Source organism: Streptomyces bugieae, from assembly GCF_036352915.1.
Classification (GTDB): Bacteria; Actinomycetota; Actinomycetes; order Streptomycetales; family Streptomycetaceae; genus Streptomyces; species Streptomyces endophytica.
Map to the genome: position 1 here is coordinate 794,049 of NZ_JAZBJP010000001.1, position 15,219 is coordinate 809,267.

Annotated in this window: 12 protein-coding genes and 1 pseudogene; 4 read left to right on the forward strand and 9 right to left on the reverse strand. The window is 74.5% G+C overall.

The window, feature by feature from the left end; translation table 11 throughout:
- Nucleotides 1–118 precede the first annotated feature (118 nt).
- Entirely contained in the window at nt 119–1,399 is a 1,281-nt protein-coding gene (locus V2J85_RS03735) for an alpha/beta hydrolase (RefSeq protein WP_261953108.1), read from the reverse strand.
- 132 nt (nt 1,400–1,531) lie between these two features.
- Between V2J85_RS03735 and V2J85_RS03740 the strand changes: the two genes are divergently transcribed.
- Nucleotides 1,532–2,578 carry a winged helix-turn-helix domain-containing protein gene (locus V2J85_RS03740; RefSeq protein WP_330820608.1) on the forward strand — a complete coding sequence of 349 codons (1,047 nt, stop codon included), beginning with the start codon at nt 1,532–1,534 and terminating at the stop codon, nt 2,576–2,578.
- A 7-nt stretch (nt 2,579–2,585) separates the two neighbouring features.
- Here the strand turns inward: V2J85_RS03740 and V2J85_RS03745 are convergent, their stop codons facing one another.
- The 8 genes and pseudogenes from V2J85_RS03745 to V2J85_RS03780 all read right to left on the reverse strand — a co-directional run bounded on the left by V2J85_RS03745 (nt 2,586) and on the right by V2J85_RS03780 (nt 12,179).
- Nucleotides 2,586–3,824 (reverse strand): glycosyltransferase, encoded by a 1,239-nt coding sequence (locus V2J85_RS03745; RefSeq protein ID WP_261953106.1) that lies wholly within the window; start codon nt 3,822–3,824, stop codon nt 2,586–2,588.
- On the reverse strand, nt 3,821–4,786 hold the full coding sequence (locus V2J85_RS03750; RefSeq protein ID WP_330820609.1) for a glycosyltransferase: 966 nt from the start codon (nt 4,784–4,786) through the stop codon (nt 3,821–3,823). The genes V2J85_RS03745 and V2J85_RS03750 overlap by 4 nt, the downstream gene beginning before the upstream one ends.
- Before the next feature lie 169 nt (nt 4,787–4,955).
- Nucleotides 4,956–6,020, reverse strand: a complete 1,065-nt coding sequence (locus tag V2J85_RS03755) for a glycosyltransferase family 2 protein (RefSeq protein ID WP_330820610.1) — start codon at nt 6,018–6,020, stop codon at nt 4,956–4,958.
- Nucleotides 6,017–6,148 (reverse strand): hypothetical protein, encoded by a 132-nt coding sequence (locus tag V2J85_RS03760; RefSeq protein WP_330820611.1) that lies wholly within the window; start codon nt 6,146–6,148, stop codon nt 6,017–6,019. Before V2J85_RS03760 ends, V2J85_RS03755 begins: the two co-directional genes overlap by 4 nt.
- Nucleotides 6,149–6,207: 59 nt before the next feature.
- Nucleotides 6,208–7,171 (reverse strand): annotated as a pseudogene (locus tag V2J85_RS03765) (NAD-dependent epimerase/dehydratase family protein).
- Nucleotides 7,172–7,321: 150 nt separating this feature from the next.
- Nucleotides 7,322–9,136: a thiamine pyrophosphate-requiring protein gene (locus V2J85_RS03770; RefSeq protein ID WP_330820612.1), complete on the reverse strand. Its 1,815-nt coding sequence runs from the start codon at nt 9,134–9,136 to the stop codon at nt 7,322–7,324.
- 220 nt (nt 9,137–9,356) lie between these two features.
- On the reverse strand, nt 9,357–9,923 hold the full coding sequence (locus V2J85_RS03775; RefSeq protein ID WP_261953100.1) for a hemerythrin domain-containing protein: 567 nt from the start codon (nt 9,921–9,923) through the stop codon (nt 9,357–9,359).
- Nucleotides 9,924–10,082: 159 nt separating this feature from the next.
- Complete coding sequence (locus V2J85_RS03780; RefSeq protein WP_261953099.1) at nt 10,083–12,179, reverse strand: SpoIIE family protein phosphatase; 2,097 nt, start codon at nt 12,177–12,179, stop codon at nt 10,083–10,085.
- A 384-nt stretch (nt 12,180–12,563) separates the two neighbouring features.
- Between V2J85_RS03780 and V2J85_RS03785 the strand changes: the two genes are divergently transcribed.
- The 3 genes from V2J85_RS03785 to V2J85_RS03795 all read left to right on the forward strand — a co-directional run bounded on the left by V2J85_RS03785 (nt 12,564) and on the right by V2J85_RS03795 (nt 15,145).
- On the forward strand, nt 12,564–13,748 hold the full coding sequence (locus tag V2J85_RS03785; RefSeq protein WP_261953098.1) for a zinc-dependent alcohol dehydrogenase: 1,185 nt from the start codon (nt 12,564–12,566) through the stop codon (nt 13,746–13,748).
- A 123-nt stretch (nt 13,749–13,871) separates the two neighbouring features.
- The gene (locus tag V2J85_RS03790; protein ID WP_261953097.1) at nt 13,872–14,651 is read left to right on the forward strand and encodes a VOC family protein; all 780 of its coding nucleotides are present in this window, start codon (nt 13,872–13,874) and stop codon (nt 14,649–14,651) included.
- A 137-nt stretch (nt 14,652–14,788) separates the two neighbouring features.
- On the forward strand, nt 14,789–15,145 hold the full coding sequence (locus tag V2J85_RS03795; RefSeq protein WP_330820613.1) for a gas vesicle protein GvpO: 357 nt from the start codon (nt 14,789–14,791) through the stop codon (nt 15,143–15,145).
- Nucleotides 15,146–15,219 lie beyond the last annotated feature (74 nt).

A 15,219-nucleotide genomic window follows, 5' to 3' on the forward strand; every position in this document is an offset into this window, starting at 1 on the left:
TCCCCCGAGCCGTAGGGGTGCCCCCGAGCAGGCCGCGCCCCTCCTCCTACTTCACCGCGAAGGCCCCCCGCCCGCGACTCGGGGCGGCGCGCCCCGGGCCCGGGGCGGCCGCCCCGGGTCAGCGCGGCGGCAGGTGCCGGGCGAAGAACGTGCGGACCAGGCCGCGCACGGCGGGGATCGACCGCGCCGGATCCAGCGCGCCGACCAGCGCGTTCCGGTCCCGGGCGGTCATCAGGCCGGCGGTCTGCAACTGCGGTGCGAAGGCGGCGTAGTCGGTGAACACGGCGTGCGTGGTGTGCCGGATCTGCCGCCGGAGGGCGTGGCCGTGCGAGCGGGCGAGGAGGGCGGACCAGGACCGGTCCAGCTGCTGCCGGCCGGGGAACCCGTCGGTGCCCACGAGGAGCAGCGGCCGGTCCACGCCGTCGCAGGCCACCGGGAACAGCGGTCCGGCCCGTCCGGGCCGCCGGGAGGGGTGGTCCAGATAGCCCTCCAGGTTGACCGCGGCGCGCAGGCAGCGGTCGTCGTGGAGGGCCTCGGCGGCGGTGGTGCCGCCGGCCGAGTGGCCGTAGATGCCCACCCGCCGGAGGTCCAGCGCGCGGCCGAGGCCGTCGGGCAGCGGGCGGCCGGCCGCGTCGGGGTTCCGGCCGGCGGCCAGCTCCGCCAGCTGCGCGAGGACGAACCGGGTGTCTGCCAGCCTGGTGTCGATCATGGTGCGGAAGAGGTCCGGGTCCGTACGGGGATCGCCCCGCAGCACGGTGGTGCGGATCGGGCTCGGGCGTTGCGGCGTGGTGACCGGGAACTCGACCTCGCTGGCGTCGCCGGGGTGGTCGATGCTCACCACCACCCAGCCGTGGCTCGCCAGTTCTTCGGCGAGCCCGGTACCCAGCGTGCGCGGGTCGCCGCCACCGGGGGTGTGGAGCAGCACCGGACGGCGCACGGGCTGCGCGGGCGCTCCGGTGTACGCATGGGTCCGGGTGGCCGCCCAGTCGACCCCGGACAACGGCAGGCCGGGGTGGAAGTGCGGGTCGAGGCCCGCGAAGACCTTCGCCGCGCCGGGGGTCATCTGCGGCGCGACGGGGTGGCCGTGCCCGGTCCGGGCCGGATAGCGGACCGTGATCATGAGTTCCCTGCGGGTGAGCCGGTGGTCCCACGGGTCGTGCCGGGAGGCGTCGACCAGATAGAGGGTGGTGACCCCGAGCGGGTGCGGGCCGGTCGGCGCCGGCAGCCGCGGTACGAAGGCCGGGCCGCGGTCCGGGTGCCGTCCCGCGGGCCGGGCCCGGGCGGTGCCGCAGCCGGTGAACAGCAGGGCGGCGCCCAGCGCGGCCGACACGGCGACCGTCCGCCGGCCCGGCCCTTGCGGCCGGCCGTCCCCGCCCCCTGCCCCGTTGCGTACGCTCACGATGAACTCCCCTTCCGGGCGCCTGCGCCGCGGCCTCGTGCCGTGGCGCGCCCTCGCATGCTGGCGTGCGGCGGGGAGCACCGGCCATGGTTGAGGGCCTGGCCGAAAGGATGGCGTCACGAGGGGGATGGTGTGATCCGGATTCGTTTCACGGCCGCCGATGTCGCCCGGGTCCGCTTCGCCTCCCGGGCGGCGCCGCTGCTGGAGCTCAACACGGCGCTGATGATGATGGGCCGCCGCGACGACGGGGTGCTGTTCGGCCGGTGGCGGCAGCGGGTCCTGCGGTCGCTGCCGGCCGCCGTGGAGCCCTTGGCGGACGTGGTCCCGGCGGGCCGGGCGCCGGTGTTCCTCGACGTCTTCGACGACTCCCTCCAGGAGGGCCTGGTGACCGTCCGGTCGGCCCGCCCCGAGGTGGTGCGCGCCGAGATGGAGCGGGTGTACGCCACGGTGCCCGGGCCGCCCCCGCCGTGGATCCGCGGGCTGCACCAGGGGGACGCGGAGGCCTGGCGGGTGGTCGGCCGGGCGCAGCACGCGGCCTTCGAGACGCTGCTGCGGCCCGTCTGGTCCCTGGTGCAGGACCTGCACCAGGCGGAGTTCACCCGGCATGCGCTGACCGTGGCCGAACACGGGGTGGGCGCGGCGCTCGACGGGCTCGTCCCCGGGGCCCGGCTGTCCGGGGACGTCTGGGAATGCCCGGCGCCCTTCACGCGGGACGTCGCGCTGAACGGGCGCGGGATGGTGCTGCTGCCCACCTTCCACTGGACCGGCCCGCCGCTGCTGGCCGATCTGCCCGGGCGTCCGCTGTACGTGACCTATCCGGCGGGCCCGGGGGTGCCGCTGGTGCCGCCCGGGGCGGACGACGGGACGGAGGCGCTGGCCGGGGTGCTGGGCCGGACCCGGGCCGCGATGCTGCGGGTGCTGGCCCGCGAGCACACCACCGGTGACCTCGCCCGGCGGCTGGGCATCAGCAACGCCACCGCCTCGGCCCACGCCGCCGCGCTGCGCGGGGCCGGGCTGATCACCACGGTGCGCGCGGGCCGGGCGGTGCTGCACCGGCGCACCGCGCTGGGCGGTCTGCTGGTGCGGCGGCGGGAGCAGTCGCACCGCGGGGGTTTCTCGGTCCAGGGGGCCGAGGGGCAGGGGGACGGCACGACCGGCCCCCGGCCGCCGGCTGGTTGACGGTCCGTCAGGCGATCTCCGTGTCGGCGGCACGGTGCGCGAGCAGCCCGCGGTAGACGGTCTCGGTGGCCGCCGCGACGGTGTCCCAGCCGTAACGGGCGAGGACCCGGCGGCGGCCCGCGGCGCCGCAGGCGGCCCGGTGTTCGGGGTCGGCGAGGAGTTCGCCGACGGCGCGGGCGAGTGCGCCCGGGTCGCCGGGCGGGACCAGCCGTCCCGAGACGGTGTCGACGACGGTGTCCCGCTGGCCGCCGACCGCGGTGGCGACCACCGGGGTGCCGCAGGCCATGGCCTCCAGGGGCACGATCCCGAACGGTTCGTAGTCCGCCGGGCACAGCACCACGTCGGCGGCGCGCAGCAGCGGCGGGACGTCCTCGCACGGCACTCCGCCGGTGAAGCGGATCCGGTCCGCCACCCCGGCCGCCCGGGCGAGCGCGCGCAGCCGCCGGACCTCGGGGTCCCGGTCCAGCTCGGCGGCGGGCGGCCCGCCGGCGATGACGAGGTGGGCGTCGGGCAGCCGGGACAGCGCGGAGACGGACAGCGCGACTCCCTTACGGGGCACCAGTCTGCCGAGTTGCAGCAGCAGATGGCGTACCGGGCCGCGGTCGGCGACCAGCCCGTGCGGGGTGAACACGGCGGCGTCCACCCCGCACGGCACCACGCTGACCTTGCGGGACGGGATGCCCATCCGGGTCAGTTCGGTGACCTCGTCGCGGCAGGTGGCGATCACCTGGTCGCAGCCGTCGCCGACCTCGGTCTCGGCGGGGACGCGGCCGGCCGGGCTGGTGTCCTCGTCCTTCCGGTGACGCCGCTTGACGGTGCCCAGCGCGTGGTACGTGTGGGCCAGCGGCAGGTCCAGCTTCCGGGTGGCCTTCAGGGCGGCGAGCCCGGACATCCAGTAGTGCGAGTGCACGACGTCCGGCGGCCCCGGTGCCCAGTCCTCGGCCAGCAGCCGGCCGAACTCCGGCATGAACGGCAGGAGTTGGTCCTTGGGCACATAACACGGCGGGCCCGCGGCGAGGTGCCGGACGGTCACCCCCGGCCGCAGCACGACCTGGTCGGGCGGGTCGGGCGCGTCCCTGCGGGTGTACACGGTGACCCGGTGGCCGCGGTCGGCGAGCGCGCCGGCCAGCCGCGTCACGTGGACGTTCTGGCCGCCGGCGTCCACACCCCCGAGGACCGCGAGCGGACTGGCGTGCTCGGAGACCAGCGCGATGGACAGGTGGGGGGCGGTGCCGCGGGTGGTCATGCGAGTACCTCCGTGATGAGGCCTTCCCAGTCGTGGAGAAAGCGCTTGAGCCCGTATCGGCCGAGCGCGGCCTGCCGGGCCCGGGCGCCGTCCTCGGCGGCGGCTTCCGGTTCGGCCAGGTAGCCGCGGACGGCGCGGGCGAGGATCTCGGGCCGGTTGGAGAGCGTGCCGGCGCCGGCGGGTACCGCCTCGACGGCCTCGGTCGTCGCCAGCGACACCACCGGCATCCCCAGGTGCATGGCCTCCAGCAGGGCCAGGCCGAGCGAGGTCCAGCGCACGGGGTGCAGGTACACCCGCCGCTCGGCCATCGCGGTGTGCAGCTCGGCCTGCGGGAGGTCGACCGTGCGGCAGGTGTCCGGGGCGAGGCCGAGATGGCCGGCGAGTCCCTCGGTGCGCACGCCGAAGACGTCGAGCGGGGCCGCCGCGGCCAGTGCCGGCAGCAGGTCGGTGCCGACGGTCCGGCCGCGGCGGACCGGCTCGTTGACGACGACGGCGGCGCGCGGGAGCCGGCCGGTGTAGCGGTGGCCGGGGTCGACGATGCCGTGCTCGATCACGGCGGTGCGGGTCCGGCCGCTGTCCCAGAACAGCCGGTTGAAGTGGGTGACGTGCACCAGCAGCAGGTCGTCGCGGTCGGCGTACGGGTGCCGGGTGCGCGGTACGTCGCCGTCGGGGGTGTTGTGCTCCACGTAGACGGCGGGCAGGTCGCGGCCCGGGCGGCGGCCGCCGAGCCAGGACTCGGCGAGTTCCGCCTCGTGCGGCCGCTGCAGGACGACCAGGTCGACGGGGGTCTCCCGGAGCTGTGCGGGCGTCTTCTCCCGCACCGAACCGGGCCAGGGGAAGGTACGGGCCCGGCCCCGCCCGTCGGGTCCGCGGTCGGGGGTGACCGGCACCAGGTAGGTGTGCGGGCCCTGGACGAACGCGGTGGTCCAGGAGCCGTGCACGTGCCACAGCAGGATGTTCATACCGGCGCCCCTCGCTCGTCGTCGGTCGGTGTCCGTGGCGCGACGGCCCCCTGGGCCCGGCCACGGGTGAGCGGGCCGCGAGCCGCCCCGGACTCCGGTGCGGACGCGGCGGGGTACGGTCCGTCGGCGCGGGGCCGGGGACCGCCGGTCCGTGCCGGGGCGTCCACGGTCACACCCGTTCCGGGGCCGGGCGGGGCCGGACGTCGGGCGCGGGACGGGCGCCGCCCCAGGGGTCCACCGGAGCGGTGGCGTGGTGGCGGAGCAGGCCGCACAGCCAGTGGGCGGTGGCGGCGGGCGGGATCAGGACGCTGGTCAGCGCCACGGTCCGGGTCTCCTCCCGGGTACGCGGCCCCGGCGCGATCCTGGCCCAGGCGAACTCGGCGGTCCCGGCGAGCCACAGGGCGGCCAGCACCGAGGCGGCGCGCCGTTCGCCGGCCGCGCCGCACAGCAGCGCGCCGGCGGCCGCCGCGGTCACCGCGAGGTGTCCGGGGAACCGGCCGCGCGGGGTCCGGGCGCGGTGCCACCAGCCCCGGCCGTGCCGACGGGTCATCAGGACGTCGTCGGCGTGGCCGGCCTGGAGGCGTACCGAGACCCAGCGGTCGGCGGGGCGGACCGGGTGGGTGGTGCTGCGGCGGCCCTCGGCCAGCGTCCAGCCGGTGGTCAGCACCCGCAGGGCCAGGTCGGCGTCCTCCCGGGAGGCGCTCCGGAAGCGTTCGTCGAAGCCCCCGACGCAATCCAGGGCGGCCCGGCGGTAGGCCATGTCGGCGGTGCTCCAGCGGGAGGTGGCCAGTGCCGCGGTGTGGCGTTCCCAGTCGGTGGGTTCGCGTCCGGCGGGCAGCGGCACGTCGATCCGGGCCGAGACGCCGGCGGTGCGCGGGGTGGCGGCGGCGAGGTCGGCGGCCAGTTCCCTCGCCCAGGCGGGTCCGGGGAGCACGTCGTCGTCGAGGAAGACGATCCAGGGGGTGCCGCCGCCCGCCCGCCAGCCGGTGTTGCGGGCGGCGGCCGGGCCCCGGGCGTGGCCGGGCACGGTCACGGTGCGCTCGCGCAGCGCCCCGGGGATGTCGGCGGGCAGCGGTGTGCCGTCGCCCAAGGGACGGTCGTCGACGAGGATCACGCGGCGCGGCAGGGGGCCGTCGGCGGCGGCGAGCGCGGCCAGGCAGGCGGTCAGGCCGGGCCGGCCGAGCGTGGGGATCACGACGGTGTAGTCGGTGGACCGGTCGGCCGGGGCGGTCATCGGGCCGCCTCCGCTGCGTACGGGGCGCGCGGCCCGGCGGCGGAGAAGTTCCGGCGGCGGGCCGCGGACCGGGCGAGGAAGCCGGGTGCCTCGCGGGCGTGGCTCAGGATTCCGAGGATGCGCATCACGATTCGCGGGCCTTCCTTCGTCCGGGGGCGGCGGTTCGGTGTTCGGTGCTCCGGCGGGGTCAGGACGCCTGCCGCTCCCGGAACCACGCGATGGTGCGGGCCAGGCCGTCCCGTGGCGGAACCCGCGGCTCCCACTGGAGTTTGCCGCGGGCCAGGGTGATGTCCGGGCAGCCCACCGCCGGGTCGTCGGTCGGCCGGTCGATGAACCGGACGGAGGACCGCGAATCGGTCAACTGGATGATGAGCCGGGCGAGTTCGAGCACGCTGATCTCGGCCGGGCCGCCCAGGTTCACCGGGCCGCACAGGTCGGAGGCGGCGGCCGCGAGGATGCCGCGCACCATGTCGTCGACGTAGCACAGCGAGCGGGTCTGGCAGCCGTCGCCGGTGACGGTGAGCGGATCGCCGGCCAGTGCCTGGCGGATGAAGGTGGGCACCGCGCGTCCGTCGTGGCCGCGCATGCGGGGGCCGTAGGTGGTGAAGAGCCGGACGATGCCGGTGTCGGTGCCGTGCGCCCCGGCCTCGGCGGTGGTGAGCGCCTCGCCGAAGCGCTTGGCCTCGTCGTGGACGCTGCGCGGGCCGACGGGGTTGACGTGCCCCCAGTAGTCCTCGCTCTGCGGGGTGCTGCTGCGGATCGCCGTAGACCTCGGAGGTGGACGCGAGCACGAAGCGGGCGCCGCTCGACCGGGCCAGGGCGAGCATGTTACGGGTGCCCAGGCTGCCGGTCTCCAGGGTGTGCAGCGGGAGTTTGAGGTAATCGGCGGGCGACGCCGGAGAGGCGAAGTGCAGCACCAGATCGGGCTCCGCGTCGAGCCGCAGCGGCTCGGTGACGTTCGCCTCGACGACCGTGAACGCGGGGTGGTCACGCACGGCCGATATGTTCTCCGGCCGTCCGGTGCTGAAATCGTCGACGCAGATGACGGCGGTTCCCCGCGCCACCAATTCCGTGCAGAGATGCGACCCGACGAAACCCGCGCCACCGGTCACCACCGCGCACTGCCAATTCCGCGAAAGCGCCGTGCCCATGGGACTCCTCAGCATCGGTTCCGACGTGGTGGGACTCCTCGATCAGCGTCCTGGGAGCGGTCGGCGGCGGCGAGCCGGGCTCCGCCGGTCGAGTGAATCCCCGGCCGCGTCGACGACCAGGTCACCGCCCCCCGTCGGCCTGACGCACCGTCAGTCCCGGTCCGGCCGGCCGTGCCGGTGCTTGCCGCCCGGGAGCATCTCCTGGACCTTCGCCTTGAGGCCCTGCTTGACGACCGCGACGCGGTCGCTGTCGCCCTTGATCAGGGCCGTGGCCGCGGCCTCGATCTGGTCCAGGCCGGCGTGCGGCGGGATCGGCGGGACGGCCGGGTCGGTGCGGAAGTCGATGACGAACGGCCGGTCGGCGGCGAGCGCCGTGCGCCAGGCGTCCACCACCTCGCCGGGCTTCTCCACCCGGACGCCGTCCAGTCCGATGGAGCGGGCGAAGTCGGCGTACCGCACGTCCGGGAGCGCCTGCGAGGGCAGGAACTGCGGGGCGCCGGACATGGCGCGCATCTCCCAGGTCACCTGGTTGAGGTCCTGGTTGTTGAGCACGGCGACGATCAGTCGCGGGTCCTGCCACTCGGACCAGTACTTGCCGGCGGTGATCAGCTCGGCCATGCCGTTCATCTGCATCGCGCCGTCCCCGACGAGGGCGATCGCCGGCCGGTCGGGGTGGGCGAACTTGGCACCGATGACGTACGGCACGCCGGGGCCCATGGTCGCCAGCGTCCCGGAGAGCGAACCCCGCATCGTGCCGCGGATCCGCAGGTGGCGGGCGTACCAGTTGGCGGACGAGCCGGAGTCCGCGGCGAGGATGACGTCGTCGGGCAGCAGCGCGTCGAGGGCGTGGATCACGTACTCGGGGTTGACCGGGTCGGCCTCGACGGCGGCCCGCCGCTCCATCACCTCCCACCAACGGGCGGTGTCCTTCTCGATCTTCTTCCGCCAGTTGCCGTGCTTCTTGGGCTCTAGCTGCGGCAGCAGTCGCTGCAGGGTCGCCTTGGCGTCCCCGACGAGATTGACCTCGAAGGGGTAGCGCATCCCGACCATGTGCGGGTCGATGTCGATCTGCACCGCCCGGGCCTGGTCCAGCTCCGGCATGAACTGGGTGTAGGGGAAGCTGGATCCCACCACGAGCAGGGTGTCGCAGTCCCGCATCATCTCGTACGAGGGGCGGGTGCCCAGCAGTCCGATGGCGCCGGTCACGTACGGCAGGTCGTCGGGCAGCGCGTCCTTGCCGAGCAGCGCCTTGGCCACCCCGGCACCGAGGACGTCGGCGAGCTGCTCCACCTCGGCGCGGGCCCCGCGGGCGCCCTGCCCGATCAGGACGGCGACCTTCTCCCCGGCGTTGAGGACCTCCGCGGCGCGGGCGAGGTCGTCCTCGGTCGGCACCGGCGCGTAGGAGGCGAGGCCGAGGCTGGAGGGGACCATCTTGAAGTCGTGGGTGGGCGGCGAGTAGTCCAGTTCCTGCACGTCGGCGGGGACGATCACGGCGGTCACGGTCCGCCGGCCGTAGGCGGTGCGGATCGCCCGGTCGATGGCGTTGGGCAGCTGCTCGGGGACGGTCACCATCTCCAGGAAGTCGGAGGCGACGTCCTTGTAGAGGCTCAGCAGATCGACTTCCTGCTGGTAGGAGCCGCCCATGGCGCTGCGGTTGGTCTGCCCGACGATCGCCACCACGGGCACGTGGTCGAGCTTGGCGTCGTAGAGGCCGTTGAGCAGGTGGATGGCGCCGGGCCCGGAGGTGGCCGCGCAGACGCCGACCCGGCCGGAGAACTTGGCGTAGCCGACGGCCTGGAAGGCGGCCATCTCCTCGTGCCGCGCCTGGATGAACCGCGGTGTGTTGTCGGCGCGTTCCCAGGCGGCGAGCAGCCCGTTGATGCCGTCGCCGGCATAGGCGAAGACGTGCTCGACGCCCCAGTCGCGCAGGCGGGCAAGGATGTGGTCGGAGACCTTGGTCGACACGGGCGTTCCTCTCTTCTCGTCGGTTGAGTGCGGCGGTCACCCCGGCGGGGACGTGCGGCCGGTCGGCGATCCGGGTACGGCAGCTGAAGCCTTCGGCGAGCACCGGACGTCCGCGTCCAGCCCGGCCCGGCGCACACACCGTCTGCCGTTTCCGCGCTGCGAAAGGCCCGGACGCCCCTGCGGACGGCCGGGCCGTACGGGCCCGGGGGGATCCGGCGGATCAGTCCGGGCCGCCGCCGCGGCCGGTGAGCAGGTCCCGGGCGCGGTCCACCAGCCCCAGCCCCGGGCCCAGCCATGTGTGCGCCGGCGGGGAGTCGGGGACGCCGGGGTGCGGCCGGGTGGGCGCGCGCTTCTTGGCCGTCCGGACCTTCTCCCCGAGCGCTTCGAGTTCCCCGGGAAGGCACGCCTCACGCAATCGGGCGAACAGTTCGCTCTCTTCTTCCCGGATGTGCGCCCGGACCTCCGTCCGGAGTTTCACGAACAGTTCGTTGAACGCGCGGTCTTCCGCATCGATCCGTTCCAGGTCCTTCAGCAGCCTTTCCACGCGCCGGTGGTCGGCGATTTCCTTGTCGGCCAGTGCGGCGCCGTTCGGCAGCTTCTCGCGGACCGCGGGGTAGAGGTACTGCTCCTCGGCGACGGAATGCCGGACGAGTTCGATCGTCAGCCGGTCCAGCAGTCTTTTGCGTTCCGCGGCCGCGGGGACCGCCGCCTCGATCCGCTCGAATAGCGCGGTCATCTCCTGATGGTCCGCGGCCAGCTCCGTGATGACATCTCCGCCGTGCCCCATGGTCGTACCTCTCGCCCATGTACCCGCGTCCGCCCTTCGGCCACCAGAACGGGTTCCCCCGCGCCGCGTCGGCTAACGCCGCGACCGGCCGGAATTGCACCGGATGCCGCATCCGGTTCCCTGCCGGAGGCAGCCGCGGAAATGCGGCGGAGGAATTCCTCAGGCGTCGCCGTCCGAACCGGGCGGCCCGGGCCGGGCGCGGGCGATGAGCAGGGCGACGTCATCCGCGTCGTCCGGGTCGCGCAGCGCCTCGAGCAGCCGGTCGCAGGTGTACTCCAGGGACGGGTCCGGGCGGTCCAGGAGACTCAGCAGGCGGTCCAGGCGCTCGTCGATGGTGTCCCGGCGGGTCTCGACCAGTCCGTCGGTGTACAGCACCAGGCGGTCGCCGGGGCGCAGCGCGAAGGTGGTCTCCTCGAAGGGGACGCCGCCGACGCCGAGCGGGACGCCGGTGGGCAGGTCGAGCAGTTCGGGCGGCCGGCCGGAGTGGATCAGCACCGGCGGCAGGTGCCCGGCGGCGGCGATCCGGCAGACCGCCTGCTGCGGATCGTGCACGGCGTAGACGCAGGTGGCGTACTGCTCCAGATCGGCCGTGATCCGGTCGACGTGCCGCAGCACCTCGGCCGGCGGCATGTCCAGGTCGGCCAGGGTGCCGGTGGCGGTCCGCAGCCGTCCCATCGTGGTGGCGGCGTTGATGCCGCTGCCCATCACGTCGCCGACCACCAGCGCCGTCTGGTCCCCGGCGAGCGGGATCACGTCGAACCAGTCGCCGCCGACCTCGTTCGTGGTGCCGGCCGGCCGGTAGCGGGTGGCGATCTCCAGCCGGGCGCGCTGCGGCGGGCGGTCCGGGAGCAGGCTGCGCTGGAGGGTGACGGCGGTGTTCCGCAGGCTCTGGTAGAGCCGGGCGTTGTCCATGCTCACGGCGGCCCGGTCGGCCAGTTCGGCGGCCAGGGTCAGGTCGTCCTCGTCGAACGGGACGGGGTTGCGGCTGCGGGTGAGGCCCAGCGCGCCGAGCACCTCGCCGCGGGCGATCAGCGGGGTCGCGAGGTAGCTGTGGATGCCGGCCCGGGCGAGGATCGCGGCGGCCTCCGGGTCGCGGGCGATCCGTGCCAGGGACTGCTCGTCGACATGGCGCACGAGGATGGGCCGGGCGGTCCGTACGCACTGGGTGACCAGCCGGTCGGCGCCGTAGCTGGCGATGTGGCCGGGCGGATCGGCGGCGCGGGCCGCCTCGGTGGGGTAGGCGGTGTGCACCGCGAGCGCCCGGAAGACCTCCGGGTGGGCGCCGGAGGTGGTGGGGCGGCGGTCGTCCAGGAAGGAGTCCAGGATGTCCACGGTGGCCACGTCGGCGAGCTCGGGCACGGTGACCTCGGCCAGCTCGTGGGCGGTCCGTTCGACCTCCAGCGTGGTGCCGATCCGCGCCGAACCGTCCGCGATCATGGCCAGCCGGCGGCGGGCGCGCGCCGCCTCCCCGGCCGCGCGGTGCCGGTCGGTGACGTCCACGACCACCCCGGCCACGCCGAGCACCCGGCCGCCGGGGTCCTCCAGCCGGTAGAAGGAGACCGACCAGGCGTGCTCGTTCTCGGGGTCGGCGAGGGTGCGCCCCACGACGTGCTGGTCGACCAGCGGCCGCCCGGTCTCCAGCACCCGCCGCAGGGCGGCCTCCAGAGCCTCGGTGCGGATGAACGGCAGCACCTCGTGGACCGACCGGCCGAGGTGTTCCCGGGCGGAGATCCCGTCGATCCGCTCCAGCGCGGGATTGACGGCCAGGTACCGCAGGTCGGTGTCGAGGACGCCGAGTCCGATCGGGGACTGCGAGACCAGCCGGGTGGACAGCGCCACATCGCGTTCCACCTTGCTCAGGGTGGCCTCGTCGGTGGCGATGCCCAGGGCGTAGTAGTCCCCCCGGTCGTCCAGCAGCCGGACGTTGCGGAACTCCACCAGCCGGGTGCTGCCGTCCTTGTGCCGGATCGGGAAGGCCCCGGCCCAGCTCTGGCCGGTCGCCATGACCTCGGTGAAGAGGCTGATCACCAGGTCCAGATGGCGCTCGTGGACCAGCAGCCGCCCGGCGAACTCTCCCAGCGCCTCCTCCGCGGAATAGCCGAAGAGCGTCTCGGCCTGCGGGCTCCACAGCACGATCCGGCCGTCGGCGTCCAGGACCACCGCGGCGACGCCGAGCAGGTCCAGCAGTCCGCTGCGTTGCGGCACCTTGCCGACGGGCCAGTCGCCCGCCGCGCCGACGGGGTCGGCTGTGGACATCCGGCCCTCCCTCCGCCTGCGGATGCACCGCCCTTCCCATGGTCCCCCGGACCGCGCGCGGACGCGCAGCCGCACCGACGGGCGGCGGCGGGCATCGGGCCGCGGTCCGCGGCCACACTCGGTCACGGCGGCGGCCCGGTGCGCACTGCCGGCAGTGGTCCGTTCGGGCGTTTGTACGATCGGGGGGCCGGGCCGAGACTGGGCGGAACGGCCGGCTCCGTCGAGCGGTGCGCGCCTGCGGCCTGCGCGGGAGGGGCCGCCCGGGCGCCCGGGACCGGCGTGATCCGGGAGCGCCCGGAAGACCGGCATGATGACCTGTCAGGCGAATCGGTCGTCCCGGAACCAGCCGGTTCCTGGCGACCGGTGGCGGCGAAGGAGGACAGGGTGCGGGCACTGACGTGGCACGGCAAGCGGGACGTGCGGATCGACACGGTCCCCGATCCGAAGATCACCGAACCGACGGACGTCCTGGTCAAGATCACCTCCACCGGCATCTGCGGCTCCGACCTCCACCTCTACGAGGTGCTGGGGCCCTATCTGGAGCCCGGCGACATCCTCGGCCACGAGCCGATGGGCCTGGTCGAGGAGGTGGGGCCGGAGGTGACCGCGCTCGCCCCCGGCGACCGGGTGGTGGTGCCCTTCAACGTCTCCTGCGGCTCCTGCTGGATGTGCGACCGGGGGCTGCACTCGCAGTGCGAGACCACCCAGGTCAGGGAACACGGCATGGGCGCTTCGCTGTTCGGCTACACCAAGCTCTACGGCCAGGTGCCGGGCGGTCAGGCGGAGTTCCTGCGGGTGCCCTTCGGCAACACCCTGCCCGTCAAGGTCCCGCACGGCCCGCCGGACGAACGGTTCGTCTACCTCTCCGACGTCCTGCCCACCGCCTGGCAGGCGGTCGCCTACGCGGACCCGCCGCCGGACGCCCACGTCGTGGTCCTCGGGCTGGGCCCGATCGGCGACATGGCCGCCCGGATCGCCCTGCACCGCGGGGCCCGGCAGGTGATCGGGGTGGACCTGGTGCCCGAGCGGCTGGCCCGCGCCCGGGCCCGCGGCGTGCACACCCTGAACGTCGACGAGCTCGGCGGCGACCTGGGTGACGAGGTCCGCCGGCTCACCGACGGCCGCGGCGCGGACGTGGTCATCGAGGCCGTCGGCATGGAGGCCCACGGGGCACCCGTGGCGAAGGCCGCGCAGCAGTTCGTCGGGCTGCTCCCGGACCGGCTCGCGGAGAAGCTGATGGCGCGCGCCGGGGTGGACCGGATGGCGGCCTTCCACGCCGCCGTGGACGTGGTCCGCCGGGGCGGCACGATCTCCGTGGTCGGCGTCTACGGCGGCGCGATGGACCCGCTGCCGCTGCTCACCTTGTTCGACAAGCAGGTGCAGCTGCGCATGGGGCAGGCCAACGTGCGGCGCTGGGTGGACGACATCCTGCCGCTGCTCGACGACGAGGACGCGCTCGGCGTCGAGGGCTTCGCCACCCACCAGCTGCCGCTGGAGGACGGACCGCAGGCCTACAAGACCTTCCAGGCCAAGGAAGACGGCATGATCAAGACGCTGCTGCAGCCCTGACCGGCCGGCCGCCGGCGCCCCGCACCGGCAGTCCCCGCACGCACTCGGCCGAGCCGTAGAAGGATGCGGACGCAAAGTCCTGGCAGAGTGGACGGTGGCACCCGTTCCAGGAGGAGCATCGCCATGCCGGTCACACCGTCCGCCGTCGCCGTACGCGGCACCCCGTGCTGGGTGAGCCTGACCACCCACGATCTCCGGCGTGCCCAGGACTTCTACGCACAGGTCCTGGGCTGGACCTTCCGGCCGGGCGGGCTGGGCGAGGAGTTCACCGTGGCGCTGACCGACGGCCGGCCGATCGCGGGGGTCGGCGCACTGGCCGCGGACTGGCAGGTGTCGGTGGCCTGGACCCCGTACTTCGCGGTCGCGAGTGCGAACGACGCCGCGGGACGGATCCGTGAACGCGGCGCCACCATCGCGGTGGGCCCGCTGCGGCTCGGCGCCGGCCGGGTGGCGCTCGCCGCGGACCGGGACGGCGCCGTCTTCGGCGTGTGGGAGGGCCACACCCCGGCCTGGGCCATCGGCCGCGGCAGCGCCCCGGTCTCCCTGGAGCTGCGGACCCGCGACGCCTTCGACGCCACGATCTTCTACGCCGAGGTGCTCGACTGGGCCTCGGAGGAGCCCGGCGGGGTCGAGGTCGCGTACGAGCGCGGCGAGGTGCTGGTGCGGGACGGCGACCAGGTGGTGGCCACGGTGCGCGGCGGCGTCATGGAGGCCGCCCCCGACCCCCACATCCGGCCCCGCTGGCACGTCCAGTTCCCCGTCGAGGACGTCGAGAAGGTCGCCGCGGCCGCCCTCGCGGCGGGCGGCCAGGCCACCCATCTGACCCCGCCCGCCGACCCCGGGGTCGGCCAGGTGCTGATCCGCGACCCCGACGGCGGCCTTTTCACGGTCACCACCGGCTGACGCCTCCTTGGATTTCCCGCTCGCGCATACGTCCAGCTTTCGCGGGCACCCGCCTTTTCATCGCCACAGAACGGCCAACCGTCGTTCGACGGAATCACCTTCGGCAGATGACCTCTAGACGCACGACAGGCGGGATCATGGCGACCGAGGAAAGCACCGTGGAAAAGGTGGAAGCGGACGTGGCACATGAGGAAAGCCTCGCGCCGAACGGAACGGAAACGGCGAGCGGCGGACCGGACCGGATCGCCGCTCCCGCGGCAATGCGCCTCGCCGCCGGGCAACTTGCCGAGATGCTCAACTGCGCACCCGGCTCGGTGTCCGCGCTGAAGGCCGCCGGTGACGGCTGGCTGGCGGACGTGGAAGTGCTGGAACTCGAAAGGGTTCCGGACACCGCGAGCGTGATGGCGTCCTACCGCGTCCGCCTCGACGAGCAGGGCCATCTCATGGAATACGCGCGCATGCGCCGCTACGGGCGGGGTCAGATCGACCGCTAGGACGGCTGCGGCGCACCCGCAATTCCCCACACGGCCATGGCCCGCTCCAGTCAACTGGAAGGGACACACAAGAC